Annotated in this window: 19 protein-coding genes; all 19 read right to left on the bottom strand. The window is 57.7% G+C overall.

Annotation, left to right across the window (positions count from 1 at the left end):
* Positions 1 to 1,038: an NADH-quinone oxidoreductase subunit NuoH gene (nuoH, locus tag GS630_RS13295; RefSeq protein WP_171175157.1), complete on the bottom strand. Its 1,038-nt coding sequence runs from the start codon at positions 1,036 to 1,038 to the stop codon at positions 1 to 3.
* 204 nt (positions 1,039 to 1,242) lie between these two features.
* Complete coding sequence (gene nuoG, locus GS630_RS13290; RefSeq protein WP_171175161.1) at positions 1,243 to 3,264, bottom strand: NADH-quinone oxidoreductase subunit NuoG; 2,022 nt, start codon at positions 3,262 to 3,264, stop codon at positions 1,243 to 1,245.
* Positions 3,265 to 3,267: 3 nt separating this feature from the next.
* Positions 3,268 to 3,672, bottom strand: coding sequence for a DUF5333 domain-containing protein (locus GS630_RS13285; protein ID WP_245223228.1), 405 nt, complete (start codon positions 3,670 to 3,672; stop codon positions 3,268 to 3,270).
* A 101-nt stretch (positions 3,673 to 3,773) separates the two neighbouring features.
* Positions 3,774 to 4,124, bottom strand: coding sequence for a hypothetical protein (locus GS630_RS13280; protein ID WP_171175163.1), 351 nt, complete (start codon positions 4,122 to 4,124; stop codon positions 3,774 to 3,776).
* A gap of 37 nt (positions 4,125 to 4,161) precedes the next feature.
* Positions 4,162 to 4,578 (bottom strand): MAPEG family protein, encoded by a 417-nt coding sequence (locus GS630_RS13275; protein WP_171092171.1) that lies wholly within the window; start codon positions 4,576 to 4,578, stop codon positions 4,162 to 4,164.
* 5 nt (positions 4,579 to 4,583) lie between these two features.
* Positions 4,584 to 5,882 carry an NADH-quinone oxidoreductase subunit NuoF gene (gene nuoF, locus GS630_RS13270; protein WP_170400329.1) on the bottom strand — a complete coding sequence of 433 codons (1,299 nt, stop codon included), beginning with the start codon at positions 5,880 to 5,882 and terminating at the stop codon, positions 4,584 to 4,586.
* A gap of 12 nt (positions 5,883 to 5,894) precedes the next feature.
* Positions 5,895 to 6,116, bottom strand: a complete 222-nt coding sequence (locus GS630_RS13265) for a DUF5337 domain-containing protein (RefSeq protein WP_171092174.1) — start codon at positions 6,114 to 6,116, stop codon at positions 5,895 to 5,897.
* A 30-nt stretch (positions 6,117 to 6,146) separates the two neighbouring features.
* Positions 6,147 to 7,265, bottom strand: a complete 1,119-nt coding sequence (gene nuoE / locus GS630_RS13260) for an NADH-quinone oxidoreductase subunit NuoE (protein ID WP_171620677.1) — start codon at positions 7,263 to 7,265, stop codon at positions 6,147 to 6,149.
* Positions 7,266 to 7,304: 39 nt separating this feature from the next.
* Complete coding sequence (locus GS630_RS13255) at positions 7,305 to 7,934, bottom strand: hypothetical protein (RefSeq protein ID WP_171712055.1); 630 nt, start codon at positions 7,932 to 7,934, stop codon at positions 7,305 to 7,307.
* Positions 7,934 to 9,157, bottom strand: a complete 1,224-nt coding sequence (locus tag GS630_RS13250) for an NADH-quinone oxidoreductase subunit D (protein WP_171237288.1) — start codon at positions 9,155 to 9,157, stop codon at positions 7,934 to 7,936. The genes GS630_RS13255 and GS630_RS13250 overlap by 1 nt, the downstream gene beginning before the upstream one ends.
* Positions 9,157 to 9,282, bottom strand: a complete 126-nt coding sequence (locus GS630_RS22520) for a hypothetical protein (RefSeq protein WP_256368700.1) — start codon at positions 9,280 to 9,282, stop codon at positions 9,157 to 9,159. Before GS630_RS22520 ends, GS630_RS13250 begins: the two co-directional genes overlap by 1 nt.
* A 1-nt stretch (position 9,283) precedes the next feature.
* The gene (locus GS630_RS13245; protein WP_170422563.1) at positions 9,284 to 9,460 is read right to left on the bottom strand and encodes a hypothetical protein; all 177 of its coding nucleotides are present in this window, start codon (positions 9,458 to 9,460) and stop codon (positions 9,284 to 9,286) included.
* Between the two features lie 2 nt (positions 9,461 to 9,462).
* Positions 9,463 to 10,065, bottom strand: coding sequence for an NADH-quinone oxidoreductase subunit C (locus GS630_RS13240; RefSeq protein WP_171175171.1), 603 nt, complete (start codon positions 10,063 to 10,065; stop codon positions 9,463 to 9,465).
* 11 nt (positions 10,066 to 10,076) lie between these two features.
* A complete protein-coding gene (locus GS630_RS13235; protein WP_171175173.1) occupies positions 10,077 to 10,610 on the bottom strand; it encodes an NADH-quinone oxidoreductase subunit B family protein in 534 nt (177 codons plus the stop codon).
* Positions 10,601 to 10,966: an NADH-quinone oxidoreductase subunit A gene (locus tag GS630_RS13230; protein ID WP_050602775.1), complete on the bottom strand. Its 366-nt coding sequence runs from the start codon at positions 10,964 to 10,966 to the stop codon at positions 10,601 to 10,603. Before GS630_RS13230 ends, GS630_RS13235 begins: the two co-directional genes overlap by 10 nt.
* 192 nt (positions 10,967 to 11,158) lie before the next feature.
* Complete coding sequence (locus tag GS630_RS13225) at positions 11,159 to 11,941, bottom strand: crotonase/enoyl-CoA hydratase family protein (RefSeq protein ID WP_171620673.1); 783 nt, start codon at positions 11,939 to 11,941, stop codon at positions 11,159 to 11,161.
* A 1-nt stretch (position 11,942) separates the two neighbouring features.
* Positions 11,943 to 12,794: a hydroxymethylglutaryl-CoA lyase gene (locus GS630_RS13220; protein WP_171237286.1), complete on the bottom strand. Its 852-nt coding sequence runs from the start codon at positions 12,792 to 12,794 to the stop codon at positions 11,943 to 11,945.
* A 78-nt stretch (positions 12,795 to 12,872) separates the two neighbouring features.
* A complete protein-coding gene (locus GS630_RS13215; protein WP_171712053.1) occupies positions 12,873 to 14,804 on the bottom strand; it encodes an acetyl/propionyl/methylcrotonyl-CoA carboxylase subunit alpha in 1,932 nt (643 codons plus the stop codon).
* A 3-nt stretch (positions 14,805 to 14,807) separates the two neighbouring features.
* Complete coding sequence (locus GS630_RS13210) at positions 14,808 to 15,233, bottom strand: ASCH domain-containing protein (RefSeq protein ID WP_171620669.1); 426 nt, start codon at positions 15,231 to 15,233, stop codon at positions 14,808 to 14,810.
* Position 15,234 lies beyond the last annotated feature (1 nt).

The following is a 15,234-nucleotide window of genomic DNA, read 5'->3' as shown; positions in this document are numbered from 1 at the left end:
TCAGCCTCCCACGCTCCAACGGGCAAACGCGCCCCAGAACCAGTCGAATTTTGCAGCAAAAGCCACGAAGACCACCCAAGCCAGCGAGAACGGCAGGAACACTTTCCAGCCCAAGCGCATCAGCTGGTCATACCGGTATCGAGGCGTGATCGCCTTCACCATCGCGAAGATGAAGAAGAAGAACGCCATCTTGGCGACCATCCACAGCACGCCATCCGGCAGTCCCGGGATCGGCGACAGCCAGCCGCCAAAGAACAGCAGCGTGGTCAGGGCGCACATCAGGAAGATGGCGATATATTCGCCCGCCATGAACAGCAGGAATGGCGTGGCCGAGTATTCGACCTGATAACCGGCCACCAGTTCCGATTCCGCCTCGGGCAGGTCGAACGGCGGGCGGTTAGTTTCTGCCAATGCCGAGATGAAGAACAGGAACACCATCGGGAAGTGCGGCAGCCAATACCAGCTGAAGAACCCAAACGAGCCGTCCTGCGCACGCACGATGTCGCCAAAGTTCATCGACCCGGTCGAGATGATCACACCGATGATAATCAGACCGATGGAGACTTCGTAAGAAATCATCTGCGCGGCAGAGCGCAGCGAGCCAAGGAACGGGTACTTTGAGTTCGACGCCCAACCACCCATAATCACGCCATAAACTTCCAAAGAAGACACAGCGAAAACATAGAGAATGGCAACGTTGATATCCGACAGCACCCAGCCATCGTTGAACGGAATTACAGCCCAGGCGATCATCGCCAGAACAAAGCTGGTCAGCGGCGCAAGGATAAAGACGGTCCGGTCTGCCCCAGCAGGGATGACGACCTCTTTCACCACGTATTTCAGCGCGTCGGCCACCGATTGCAGCAGGCCGTAAGCGCCTACAACGTTCGGACCTCGGCGCATCTGGACAGCGGCCCAGATCTTGCGGTCGCCGTAAACAAGGAACAAAAGCGAGATCATCACGAACGCTACAACGGCAAGCACTTGCGCTAGAATGATGATGGCTATTCCGCCTGGGGTGTTAAAGAATTCAGCCATTGGTCCTCACACCGTGGGTATTCCGTTTTCCGCCCGCGATGCAAAGGCCAGATGCCTGCGCAAAGAGCGACTGGGTCGGCGCGTTGGTGTAAACAGCATCTGCTGCTTCTGCGCTACCCTTAATCTTAAGTTTCACACACAAATCCAGCGCGGCGAACTGCCACCCGGCAGCCGCTTTTGCAAGCGATATGAAACGGTTCTGGTTCATTCCGCCGCGATCTTTTCGGCCTGACGCGCCTGGGCCTGTGCCGAAAGCTCGGCCATAAGTTGAGACGCACGGGCAATCGGGTTGGTCAGGTAGAAATCCTTGACCGCGTTGCGGAACGTGGCCTGACCCAGCGGCGCTGTGTCGAGCGGCTGGACTTCGTTTTCGATGACCTCATCGATCTGCGCCAGATGTGGCACGGCCTCGATCAGCAGGGTCCGCAATTGCGCCAGCGTGTCGAAGGGTAGTGTTGCACCCAGCTCGGCCGAAAGCGCACGCAGAATCGCCCAGTTTTCTTTGGCGCCGCCCGGTGCAAAACCAGCGCGCATGGCCAGTTGCGGGCGACCTTCGGTGTTCACGAACAGACCGTTTTCCTCGGTATAAGCCGCGCCCGGCAGGATCACGTCGGCGCGGTGCGCACCCCGGTCCCCATGGCTGCCTTGATATATGACAAACGCACCTTCACCGATCTCGACCTCATCCGCGCCGAGGTTATAGATTACGTCCGCTGCGCTGATTGGATCCATGCCACCTTCGTTGGTTGCATCTACATCCATCGCGCCCACGCGTGAGGCCGCCGTATGCAGTACGATCAACCCGCTTTCTGTATTGGTTGCAATGATTTGCGCCGCCGCCAGAACGGCCTCGCCATCTGCCTCTTGCAACGCGCCTTGCCCTACGATGACCAGCGAAGGCTTACCTTTGATGGCCTCATTGCCCCCCATGTCGACGACCTTCTGCAAGGCCGCACGATCATCGCCCATGTGATGATAGTCATAGGTCAGATCGACTGCCGGACCGACCAGAGCCACCTCGGCCCCGTGCGTCCAGGCTTTGCGGATTCGCGCGTTCAGAACAGGGGCTTCATCACGCGGGTTGGTACCGATCAACAGAATACGTTCCGCCGTATCGATATCTTCGATTGCAGCAGTTCCGGCATAGGCACCCCGATTGCCCGCAGGCAACTTGGCCCCATCGGTGCGGCATTCGACAACACCGCCCTGCCCTTCGATCATCTGCTTCAGGGCAAAGGTTGCTTCGACCGAGGTCAGATCACCTACGATCCCCGCAAGCTTTTCAGCCCCTTTCAGTGCCTCAGCAGCTTTGGTCAGCGCCTCGGGCCATGTAGCCGGGCGCAACTTGCCGTTCTCTCGGATATACGGCCGATCCAATCGCTGGCGGCGCAAGCCATCCCAGACGAAGCGGGTCTTGTCGCTGATCCACTCTTCATTCACGCCATCATGGTTGCGTGGCAAAAAGCGCATCACTTCGCGCCCTTTAGTATCTACGCGGATGTTCGATCCAAGGGCATCCATAACGTCGATGCTTTCTGTCTTGGTCAACTCCCATGGGCGGGCAGTAAAGGCGTAAGGTTTCGACGTCAGCGCCCCGACCGGGCACAGATCGATGATATTGCCCTGCAGGTTCGAATCCAGAGTCTGATTCAAGTACGAGGTGATCTCGGCATCCTCACCCCGCCCGGTCTGACCCATCTGAGCGATCCCAGCGACCTCGGTCGTGAAACGCACGCAGCGGGTGCAGCTGATGCAACGGGTCATCGCCGTGCCAACCAGCGGACCAAGATCCAGATCATCGACCGCGCGCTTCGCCTCTTTGAAGCGTGAACCCGAGACACCATAAGCCATCGCCTGATCCTGCAGGTCGCACTCACCGCCCTGGTCGCAAATCGGGCAATCCAGCGGGTGGTTGATCAGCAGGAACTCCATCACCCCTTCGCGGGCCTTTTTGACCATAGGCGAGTTGGTCTTGACCACAGGCGGCTGCCCTTCTGGCCCGGGACGCAGGTCCCGAACCTGCATCGCGCACGAGGCCGCAGGCTTCGGTGGGCCGCCAACAACCTCGACCAGACACATCCGGCAGTTCCCGGCGATCGACAAACGTTCGTGGTAACAGAAGCGCGGCACTTCTACCCCGGCTTGCTCACAAGCCTGGATCAGGGTCATCGCGCCTTCGACTTCGATTTCCTGCCCGTCGATATTGATCTTGCGGAGGTCAGACATGGTCTAGTTCGCCCTCAAATAAACGCCAATTGCGCTGTTTCTTTGGATTTCCTTCTGCCCCAGGGTGCAGAATGTGGTGGGGTTTTCATACGTCACGCCGTTTGAGGCCAGATACGCCTCGCCCTTGGCGCGCATCCGGTCTTTTTCCGCATCCGATTCCACGTAAGACCGGATTTCCGTATCCGAATACCCCAATTCGTTTGCCTTGGACCGCAGCCCCCACATCACGCTGATCGCCTTCAGTCGCCGCCCGCTGATCGAAGGGCAGAATTCCGAAATCTCGTTTGCGATGGCGATGTAGTAGAGTTCGTTGTCGATCTCTTTGACTTCCCTCAAGGGCGGCTTTGCATCTGCTGCGGCAGGGAAAGCCATCAAAGCGGCCAGAGCGACTGTTTTTGCAAATGACATGGGTTTTCCTTTCGTCTTGGACTGTCCAAGACGAAGGAATGTGCGTCTGCTAGGCAATAACGCCATGCGCGACACGTCACGATATGCAAAAACACCGGTCATCATGGCCGTTGGCAAGTTCCTGCAAATGTGAGTTGGTCGTCGGCAATGGTAAGCTGCTGCGGTTCTGTGTCTGGCCCCACTTTCCAATTGATCCGCGACGACCCGAAATTCTGGACGCAGAACTTTGTGCCCTCGTGCCGTCCAGCTTCGCGCGCACCGTCCAATGACGCCGATACACCTTTGACGACAACAGTAAACTCAGCAGGTGAGTTCTTTTTGTCGACCGCTTTGGCTTTGGTCCGAAACGCCTTGCCATCGAACAGAATACGGTCCTCTGACGGTCTGATCAGACCACAGGCAGACACACTTGCCAAAGCCAGCACAACAACAAGAGTTTTAGGGGCCTTCATACATTCCCTCATTGTTTTTTGTTCCGCCATGTCGCCATCAAAACGCCGCCACCAATGCCATAAGCCCGATCACAAACATGCAGGCCCAGCCCAGCACATACAGCACGGAGCGCAGACCGCTGTTCGGCTTGCCGATCCCTCTGAGATGCACCACCAGCATAAGTAGCCGTGCAACCAATGCGACCGACGCCAGAAGGTTGACCCAGAATGGGCTGACCCCCAGCAAAATTGCCGCCACAACAACGGTTAGAAACGCCGGGAGCGTTTCGGTCCCGTTCAGATAGGCCCGGTTCAGACGATAGGCTTGATCGCCATAATCCTGCTCGGGCGTGGCACCAGGTGCCAAGCCCTTGCCCTGCTTGGCCAACGCGGAAAACGGGGCCAGAAACAAAACGACCAATGTGAAGAACACAACGGATGCTATGGCGTGTGAATATTCAGCAAAGGCTTCCATTCGGTTTACTCCGCTGCCATCGCACCCATGCGGCCCGATTTCTGGGCCTTGATGCGGTCCTCGATCTCTTCCCGGAAGTTGCGGATCAGGCCCTGGATCGGCCAGGCGGCCGCGTCACCCAAAGCACAGATGGTATGGCCTTCGACCTGTTTGGTCACATCAAACAGCATGTCGATCTCTTCCAACTCGGCCTCGCCGCGCACCAGACGATCCATAACGCGCATCATCCAGCCGGTGCCTTCCCGGCATGGCGTGCACTGACCGCAGCTTTCGTGCTTGTAGAATTTCGACAGCCGCCAGATCGCCTTGATGATGTCCGTCGACTTGTCCATCACGATCACCGCAGCCGTACCAAGGCCCGAGCCCAGATCATTGCGCAGGTAGTCAAAATCCATGATCGCGTCGCGCATGTTTTCACCGCGCACGCAAGGAACAGACGAGCCACCCGGGATAACCGCCAACAGGTTGTCCCATCCACCGCGAATGCCACCGCAATGGGTTTCGATCAGGTCCTCGAAGGAAATCGACATCGCCTCTTCCACGACGCAAGGGTTGTTCACATGGCCCGAGATCGCAAACAGCTTTGTGCCCGCGTTGTTCTGACGGCCAAAGCCTGCGAACCAGTCCGCGCCTCGGCGCAGGATGGTCGGCACGACGGCAATCGATTCCACGTTGTTCACCGTGGTCGGGCAGCCATAGAGGCCAGCCCCTGCCGGGAACGGAGGTTTCATCCGCGGCATGCCCTTTTTGCCCTCAAGGCTTTCGATCAGCGCGGTTTCCTCACCGCAGATATAGGCGCCCGCACCGTGATGCAGGAACAGATCGAAATCCCAGCCTGAACCCGCCGCGTTTTTACCCAGCAGACCGGCGTCATAAGCCTCATCAATCGCGGCCTGTAGCGCCTCGCGCTCGCGGATGTATTCGCCGCGCAGGTAGATGTAGCAAGTATGCGCGTTCATAGCGAAAGACGCGATCAGACAGCCTTCGATCAGCGTATGCGGGTCATGGCGCATGATTTCGCGGTCTTTGCAGGTGCCGGGCTCGGATTCATCCGCGTTCACCACCAGATAAGCCGGACGACCGTCGCTTTCCTTGGGCATGAACGACCATTTCAGGCCCGTCGGAAAGCCCGCACCGCCGCGACCGCGCAAACCCGAGTCTTTCATCGTCTGAATGATCCAATCACGGCCCTTTTCGATCAGGCCAGCAGTGCCGTCCCAATGCCCGCGGGCCTGCGCGCCTTTCAGCGTGCGCTCATGCATCCCGTAGATGTTGGTAAAGATCCGGTCCTGATCCTTCAGCATCGCGTGTTACCTTCAGCTGTCCTGACGCATGCGCCAGAGTTGAAAAATGTTGATGCCCGCATAGATGAAACCCGCCAAAGCAGCGAGATCAAACAGCAGAGCGTGCCGGGTGGTCAAACCCAGCGCGGGGCCGATGAACAGGTTCATGGCAAGCCAGATCAGCATGGTCACGGCGATGACCACTCCGATGTGTCGACCCTTGCGGGCTATGGCCTGTTCCTTATCTTTGTCCATCTTTCCCTGATGCCCCGGGTGGGCATCCGCTTAGTCTTCGTAGGTGCCGTCTTCCTTGGCACGTTTGGCGAATTCGGTTTCTTCACCCGCCGCAAGCTTGGCCGCCTGTTCGATCCAGCCGTCGCGTTCGATCCGGCCCTTGAACTTCAGGCGTGCATCAACCCAGGCCACATGTTCGGGTGTCCAGGATGCGATCTGGTCGTAGTGATAGAAACCCAGCTCATTCAGCGTTTCTTCCAGCTTGGGACCAACGCCTTTCAGCAGCTTGAGGTCGTCCGGCAATCCGCCTCGGGCCTCGTTCAGCGTTCTGGGCGCGTCTTCTTTGACAGCTTCCGGCTCGGCCTTGGCTTTTGCTTCTTCCGCTTGCTTCACCGCCGGTTTCGCGGGTTCTGGTGCTTTGGGAGGCTTCGCCGCAGCCGAGGCCCTAGCCTGCTTGCCATCCTTGCCCAACCACGGCGTCAGGATCGGCACTTCGGTTCCGTCGATGCGCTTGACCGTGTCGCCCAGATCCGTCGCCAGCTCAACGCTTGCGTTGTGTTCCGGCTTTCCAGCTTCATATTCCGACAAGCTGCTCAGCCCCTTCAACGGCTCAGCCGCATAGCGCCCATTCTGCGGTCCAGGCGTCGGCACCTTGCCAGCGACCAGATCGTCGATGATCCTGCCAAAACTCTCAGCCGTCAGGTCTTCGTAGTAATCCTTGCCGATCTGGGCCATCGGAGCGTTGGTGCAGGAGCCGAGGCATTCGACCTCTTCCCAACTCAACTTGCCATCGGCAGACAGCTCATGCGGCTTGGCTGCGATCTTTTCCTTGCACACCGCAATCAGATCTTCGGCCCCGCAGATCATGCAGGAGGTCGTGCCGCAGACCTGAATATGTGCAACAGACCCAACCGGTTGCAGTTGGAACATGAAATAGAACGAAGCGACCTCGAGCACGCGGATATAGGCCATGCCCAGCATGTCGGCAACAGATTCAATCGCCGGACGGCTTAGCCAGCCCTCCTGCTCTTGCGCGCGCCAAAGCAGCGGGATGACCGCGCTGGCCTGACGGCCTTCGGGGTATTTGGTGATCTGAGCTTCGGCCCATTGCTGGTTGGCAGCGGTAAAAGCGAAGCTTTCGGGTTGATCTGAATGGAGGCGACGGAGCATCTCGGCTATCTCATGTTCTCTCTGTAACTTCGCTATGCACTAATTCGGTACCGAAGAGCTTGAATTGGGTGACCAAAAACCCTCAGCATTTTTGCTAGCTAGATTCATTCTCTCGAAGTCGCTTATCGCCAGCAAAAAGTCCGCTTTGGACAACCCCGCCTCCACGCCGACTTCGTCGAACAATCGGGCACTGTCATATCTGCCTGGAAAGTCAACTATTTTCGCAAACGCTGCGCGCAAAGCCTGGTTTCCCTTGACTTGATCTGCGGTCAACTGCGCGGCTGGATTGTATGGTAGCAATTTGAGTCCATAGATATCCTTTAGGAATTGGACCAGAATACCATCTCGGACCAGTTCCAAGACCAGCAAACGCACAGTCTGTTCTTTCAAGTCATCTTTCTCAATATCGAATTCAACATCAAATGCTGATGCTTTAAGCTTTTCGGTGAGTTGACCTATCGAAAGTAAATTATCCGATTGAGTCATAATCTCTTGGAGTTTTGCCTTGCGCCAACTGCTTATCGTCTGCTGACGCCGTTCCGCATCTAATTTCTGGGATTGTTCAACCCTTTGCAGGTAGAACTTATAGAACCCAAAAAGTGCCGCTACGATACCGAGAACAGTTGAGATTAACCTGATTTCTTCGGCATTATTTGTAAGCCAATCCATTAGCGATCAATCTCCCCAAACACTACATCCATGGTTCCGATGATGGCGGCGACGTCAGCCAATTGGTGACCTCCGGCAACGTGGTCCATGGCTTGCAGGTGCAGAAAGCCCGGCGCGCGCAGTTTGGCCCTGTAAGGCTTATTGGTGCCGTCGGCGACCAGATAGACGCCGAATTCGCCCTTGGGGGCTTCGACCGCGGCGTAGACCTCGCCTGCGGGGACATGGAAGCCTTCGGTATACAGTTTGAAGTGATGGATCAGGCTCTCCATCGAGGTCTTCATGTCTGACCGTTTCGGCGGGGTGATCTTGCCACGGGCCAGAACGTCACCCGGGCATTCACGAATCTTGGCGATGGCCTGACGGATGATCAACAGCGACTGGCGCATCTCTTCCATGCGGCAGAGATAACGGTCATAGCAGTCGCCATTTTTACCGACGGGGATCTGGAATTCGAATTCGTTATAGCATTCGTAGGGCTGCGCACGGCGCAAGTCCCAAGCCAGACCGGACCCACGGACCATCACGCCCGAGAAGCCGTATTTCTGGATGTCATCCTCGGTCACAACGCCAATATCAGCGTTGCGCTGTTTGAAGATGCGGTTTTCGGTCAGCAATCCGTCAATGTCGTCCAGAACGGCGGGGAACTCGTGGCTCCACGCCTCGATATCGTCCAGCAGTTCCGGCGGCAGGTCCTGATGGACACCGCCAGGGCGGAAATAGGCGGCGTGCAGGCGGGCTCCACAGGCGCGCTCATAGAACACCATCAGCTTTTCGCGCTCTTCAAAGCCCCAGAGCGGCGGGGTCAGAGCACCTACATCCATTGCCTGGGTGGTCACATTCAGCAGGTGATTCAGGATGCGCCCGATTTCGGAATACAAAACCCGGATCAGCGAACCCCGACGCGGTACTTCGACACCGGTCAGCTTTTCGATGGCCAAACACCAGGCATGTTCCTGGTTCATCGGCGCCACATAATCCAGACGGTCGAAATACGGCAGGTTCTGCAGATATGTCCGACTTTCCATCAGCTTTTCGGTACCACGGTGCAGCAGGCCGATATGTGGATCGCAACGTTCGACGATCTCGCCGTCCAGCTCGAGAACCAGACGCAGAACCCCGTGCGCCGCAGGGTGTTGCGGGCCGAAGTTGATGTTGAAGTTGCGGATCTTCTGTTCTCCGCTCAGCGCGTCCGTGCTGCCATCATCGTATCTTGAGCCGTCCATCAACGCCCTCGTTTCTTCTTTTTCGCCTCAGCCCGCACCCGGACCTTTTCGGCTTCGGCCGCTTTGGCAGCGGCCCCTGCAAGCAAGACGCCCAAAGCGCCCAAAACGATCAGTTCACCTATCATGTCAACGCCGCTCCATCTCTTGCAATTTCATGGCCATCATCCAAAGGAGGACAATCACGACCGGAGAGATGATGCACGCAAACGCCCAGTTCTTGTTGATCCCGAAATGCGGCAGCAGCTTGATCATCGGTACAACCGTTGCAACCACCAAAACAATCCAGATCAGGAACTCGAACATGATTAGGTCTCCTGTTTCTCATCCCCTGGCAGAATGTAGTTGGCACCTTCCCATGGGGACATGAAATCGAATTGTCGGTATTCCTGCACCAGACTGACGGGTTCGTAGACCACGCGTTTTTGCGCCTCGTCATAGCGAACCTCGGTATATCCGGTGGTCGGAAAGTCCTTGCGCAGCGGATAGCCGCGGAAACCATAGTCTGTCAGGATACGCCGCAGATCCGGGTGACCCGAGAACAGGATGCCAAACATGTCGAACACCTCACGCTCGAACCAATTGGCCGAGGGGTGAACATCGACGATCGAGGGCACCATGTCCTCCTCGCGGATCGAAACCCGCAGGCGGATGCGTTGATTCTGGTACATCGACAGGAAGTGATAGACCACATCGAACCGCTTGGCGCGTTCGGGATAATCGACACCGGTGATGTCCACCAGGGTTGAAAACTGGCAAGACCGGTCGCTTTTCAGAAATTCGATAAATTCAACCAGGTTTGACGGCGCCACATCGACATTCAGCTCTCCATGGGTGACATCCCAGGACAAGACGCAATCGGCCCGCTTCAGCTCCAGCTGTGCGCCGAGTTCTTTGAGTGCTTCGCTCATCAACTCTCTCCTCAGCGGACGATGGTGCCGGTACGGCGGATTTTGCGTTGCAGTTGCATCAGACCATACAGCAACGCCTCAGCGGTCGGAGGGCAGCCCGGCACGTAAATGTCCACAGGCACAACCCGGTCACAGCCACGTACGACCGAGTAAGAGTAGTGATAATAGCCACCGCCATTGGCGCAGGATCCCATCGAGATCACATAACGCGGCTCGGGCATCTGGTCGTAAACTTTACGAAGCGCCGGGGCCATCTTGTTGGTCAGCGTGCCTGCCACGATCATCACGTCTGACTGGCGTGGGGACGCACGCGGCGCGATACCAAACCGTTCCGCATCATAACGGGGCATCGAGGTATGCATCATTTCAACCGCGCAGCAGGCCAGACCAAAGGTCATCCAATGCAGCGACCCGGTGCGCGCCCAGTTGATGATGTCCTCGGTCGAGGTCAGCAAGAAGCCCTTATCCTGCAGCTCAGCGTTCAGGGCCTGGGTGGCGACTTCTTTGTCGACGCCAGCAATGTTTGCACCCGTCATCACTCCCATTCCAAGGCCCCCTTCTTCCACTCATAGGCAAAGCCGATGGTCAGAACACCAAGGAACACCATCATCGACCAAAATCCGACATCGCTGATGTCCTTGAAGCCGACGGCCCAAGGGAACAGGAAGGCGATTTCAAGATCGAAGATGATGAAAAGAATCGACACCAGATAGAACCGGACATCGAATTTCATCCGCGCATCGTCGAAGGCATTGAAACCACATTCATATGCGCTGACCTTTTCGGGGTCTGGATTGCGGACGGCCAGAACCACAGCAGCCAGAATCAGGACGATCCCAAGGCCAACGGCAACGGCCAGAAACACCAGAATCGGGAGGTACTCCCGCAGCAGGTCTTCCACGAATAGCTCCTTTCCTGCGCATATCCCAAAAGGGTGCGCCGTCAATTGGCGTGTTGACTGGACATTCTCTATCCCTGCGGGGTCAGGGGGTCAACCGAACACAGTGCCCCACGACATCAAACATGCGCTTGACAGCGCGGCATAGAATCGCAGTGGGGTTTCTTGCCAAGGCCAAGCGGTTCTTTGTTAAACCTACTTATTCCATGCAGGTTTTCGTTTTTCGAAGAACGCCGCAATTCCTTCACGCGCCTCTTCCGTTTCCCAGCGTTCAACCAGTTCCCCAATGGTCTGGTCTATCACAGCGTCATCAATGCGCGGGCCCAGAGTTCTGATCAGCTCTTTGGCCGAGGCAACCGCGCCGGGCGCGCATGACAGATAGGGGCGAATTTCGTCCTCTATCGCATCCGCAAGCTGTTCCGCGGACACCGTCTTTGCCAGCAAGCCCAGCTCAACAGCTTCTGCAGCATCGAACAATCGGGCCGACATAAACACTCTGCGCGCACGCGCTTCGCCCATACGGGCGATGACGTAAGGCCCGATGGTGGCAGGGATCAGGCCCAGCCGGGTTTCAGTCAGACCCATCTTGAGGCTGTCCACCCCTATTGCGATGTCGCAGACAGCAGCCATCCCAACACCGCCGCCAAAGGCGTTACCCTGTAGCGCGCCGATCAAAGGCTTGGGCAGTGTGTTCAAAGCTTGCAGCATCTCAGCCAGCTTGCGGGCCTCGGTGAAACGGGTCGCTTTATCCGCCGCCATCTGATCCTGCATCCAACCCAGATCGCCACCTGCGCAAAAGCTCTTTCCGGCTGCGGCCAGAACAACGACCCGAACGGTATCGTCCTGCCCCAATTGCTCTGCGGCCTGGGTCAGCTCGGTGATCATCTGACCAGACAAAGCGTTGTGCTTTTCTGCCCGGCTCAGGGTCAGAGTGGCTATCCCTCGTGAATCGGTCGAGATCGCGAGTGTTTCAAACATTTCAGCCCCTTAGTGCCTTTGCCATCCGCGCGGCTTCTTCAATCACATCGAGGTCCAGCCCCGTTTCATATCCTAGTCGTTGCAAATGCTCGGCGACGGCTTCAGTGGCCACATTGCCTTCGGCCCCCGGCGCATAGGGGCAACCGCCCAACCCGCCTACGGCTGCGTCGAACACACGCACGCCCAGCGCCAGCGCCGCATCGATATTGTCAATTGCGCGTCCATTGGTGTCGTGGAAATGCCCCGCCAGCCGCGTCACGGGAACCCTTTCGCGCACCGCCAAAAGCATATGTGCGACCTTGTCTGGCGTTCCCTGCCCGATCGTATCACCTAACGAGACCTCGTAGCAGCCCAGCGCAAACAACCGGTCTGCAACCTCGGCCACTTTCTCGGGCGGGGTTGGGCCGTCATACGGGCAATCGGTCACACATGAGACATAACCGCGTACCGGCAGGTCGATATGGCGCGCTGCTTCCAGAATCGGAACGAACCGCTCAATCGATTCCGCGATTGACGCGTTGACATTGGCCTTGGAAAACCCCTCGGACGCCGAGGCAAACACGGCAATCTCGTCTGCCTTGGCCGCCAGCGCATCCTCATACCCACGCATATTGGGCGTTAGCGCCGCGTAGCGGACACCATCCGCGCGGTTGATCCCGGCCAGAACTTGTGCTGACCCGGCCATCTGCGGCACCCATTTTGGTGACACAAAACTTGCGACTTCAATCCGACGGAACCCGGCACGGCTGAGGCAGTCGATCAGTGCCACTTTGTCGGCAACAGGTATCTCACGCTTTTCGTTCTGCAGCCCATCGCGCGGCCCAACTTCATAAATCTCGACCTGATCACCCATGTCTGTGCCCCTTCTGGCTGCTTTTTGTTTTCAAAACGGATGATCTGACCGTGCCACGTGTGGCGACGCGGGTACAGATCACTCTTCCTCCAACCGCACCAAGGCTGCCCCGGCTTCGACTTGAGCACCATCTTCGACCAGCACCTCGGCCACAACGCCATCGCGCGCCGCCAGCAGGGAATGCTCCATCTTCATCGCCTCAAGTATGGCCAAGCGATCACCCTCTTGCACGGCCTGACCCGCTGTCGCAAAGACCGCTTTGACCAGACCTGGCATCGGCGCCTCGATCACATTGGTATCGCCCGTAGCACTGGCATCCCGATCAAGCGGGTCGATCAGATCAAAGCTGCGGCCATAATCCTTAAACACGGTCAGGGTCGACCCACTTACAGAAACGTCTGGCATCGGCGCACCGTTCAGTGTCCAGCGATCCGAGGTCCGCTCGGCCAAGACGCGATCCTCTCCCATTTGCCAAATCTGTCGATCCGGCCCGTCGACTTGCACATCCAGATCCAAGGTTTCGCCCTCAGCGGAGAGTTGCACGGCGCGATGCAACGGAGCCCAAAGAGAGAACCCGGTTTCAAGCGCGACATTCACCAGGTCCAAGGCTGTCATCGCTGCTGCAACGACTGCCACGACCGAAGGTTCTGCTTCCTGAACCAATTCCTCAAGTTCCCGCCCGATCAGACCCGTATCCACATCGCCCGAGGCAAACCCCGCATGACGAGTCAACGCCCCCAGGAAAGCCAGGTTTGTTACGGTACCCGCAACTTTGGTTTTCTGTAAAACCCGGTGCAACGTCTCAAGCGAGACAGAGCGGGTCGGCCCGTGCACAACCACTTTGGCAATCATCGGGTCGTACCATGGGCTGATCGTATCCCCTGCCCGCACGCCACTGTCGGCGCGGCAATTGGCTGGGAATTCCAGATGCGTCAGCGTACCCGTCGCAGGCAGGAACCCTTTCGGAACATCTTCCGCATAAAGCCGTGCCTCAAACGCATGGCCCCGGATCGACAGGTCTTCCTGCTGCTTCGGCAAGCTTTCACCCGCCGCGACGCGCAATTGCCATTCGACAAGATCAACACCCGTAATCGCTTCGGTCACAGGGTGTTCCACCTGCAAGCGTGTGTTCATCTCCATGAACCAGAACCTGTCTGGGCGCAGCCCGTCCGAGGCGTCCACAATGAACTCAACCGTGCCCGCGCCTTTGTAGCCAATCGCCTCGGCGGCACGCACGCCAGCCTGCCCCATAGCCGCGCGCATCTCAGGCGTCATGCCGGGGGCCGGAGCCTCTTCGATCACCTTCTGATGTCGCCGCTGCAAAGAGCAATCGCGTTCGAACAAATGCACCGCATGGGTGCCATCGCCAAAAACCTGCACCTCAATATGGCGCGGCTTGGCGACGAACTTCTCGACCAGCACCGCATCATTGCCGAACGCGGTCTTGGCCTCACCGCGGGCGCTGTCCAGCGCTGCGGCAAAATCCTCGGGCCGTTCGACAAGCCGCATGCCCTTGCCGCCACCGCCTGCCACGGCCTTGATAAGAACCGGATAGCCTATGGTATCCGCTGCGCCCGCCAGATGCTCGGCATCCTGATTGTCACCGTGATAGCCTGGGACCACCGGAACTCCGGCCTGCTCCATCAGAACCTTGGCGGCATCTTTCAGGCCCATCTTGCGGATCGCCTCAGCCGACGGGCCAATGAATACCAACCCCGCAGCCTCAACCGCATCCACGAAATCAGGGTTTTCGGACAGAAACCCATAGCCGGGATGGATCGCCTGCGCACCAGTATCCAACGCGGCCTGAATGATCACATCGCCCTTCAGATAACTCTCGGCAGGGGCCGCACCACCGATATGAACAGCTTGATCCGCCATCTGCACATGCTTGGCCGAGGCGTCCGCGTCCGAATACACCGCAACGCAGGACACGCCTATCTTCTGAGCGGTTTCCATAACGCGGCAGGCTATCTCACCCCGGTTGGCAATCAGGATTTTGTTGAACATAGTTTACTCCTCAGACGCTAGATCTTCGATGAGGCGGAACCGTTCGCAGAGCAATTCCATCTTGGGATCAAACCCGCCATTGCGCTCAAAATACTGGCGGTGGTGCTCACGCCACCCTTCAAGGGTCTCATTTTCGCCTTCGGCCAACGCAAAATCTTCGGTCACGTCGCAATACCGACAGATCGCCACGTCGACCGTTTCGATCACCAATGCCGGGCGATCATCCCATTCCAGTGCGATATCACGTCGCCCCACGACAGGCTTCGCCGGGCTGTCTTCGGGATAGTCACGCAAAGCTCCGCAAGTCGCCGTTTTCCGACCCGTTCGCACCAGAGACAACAGCTCAGCGCTCAATTCAGCATTGTCGCCAAACTTGAAGGTTTGCGCGCCTGGATAGCGCGCCACGACATCATTCACACAAACGCTCATC

The organism is Ruegeria sp. HKCCD7303 (genome assembly GCF_013111185.1).
In the GTDB taxonomy this organism is placed as follows: domain Bacteria; phylum Pseudomonadota; class Alphaproteobacteria; order Rhodobacterales; family Rhodobacteraceae; genus Ruegeria.
Note: the sequence above shows the minus strand (reverse complement) of the source record. Positions and strands in the feature narration are given on the sequence as shown.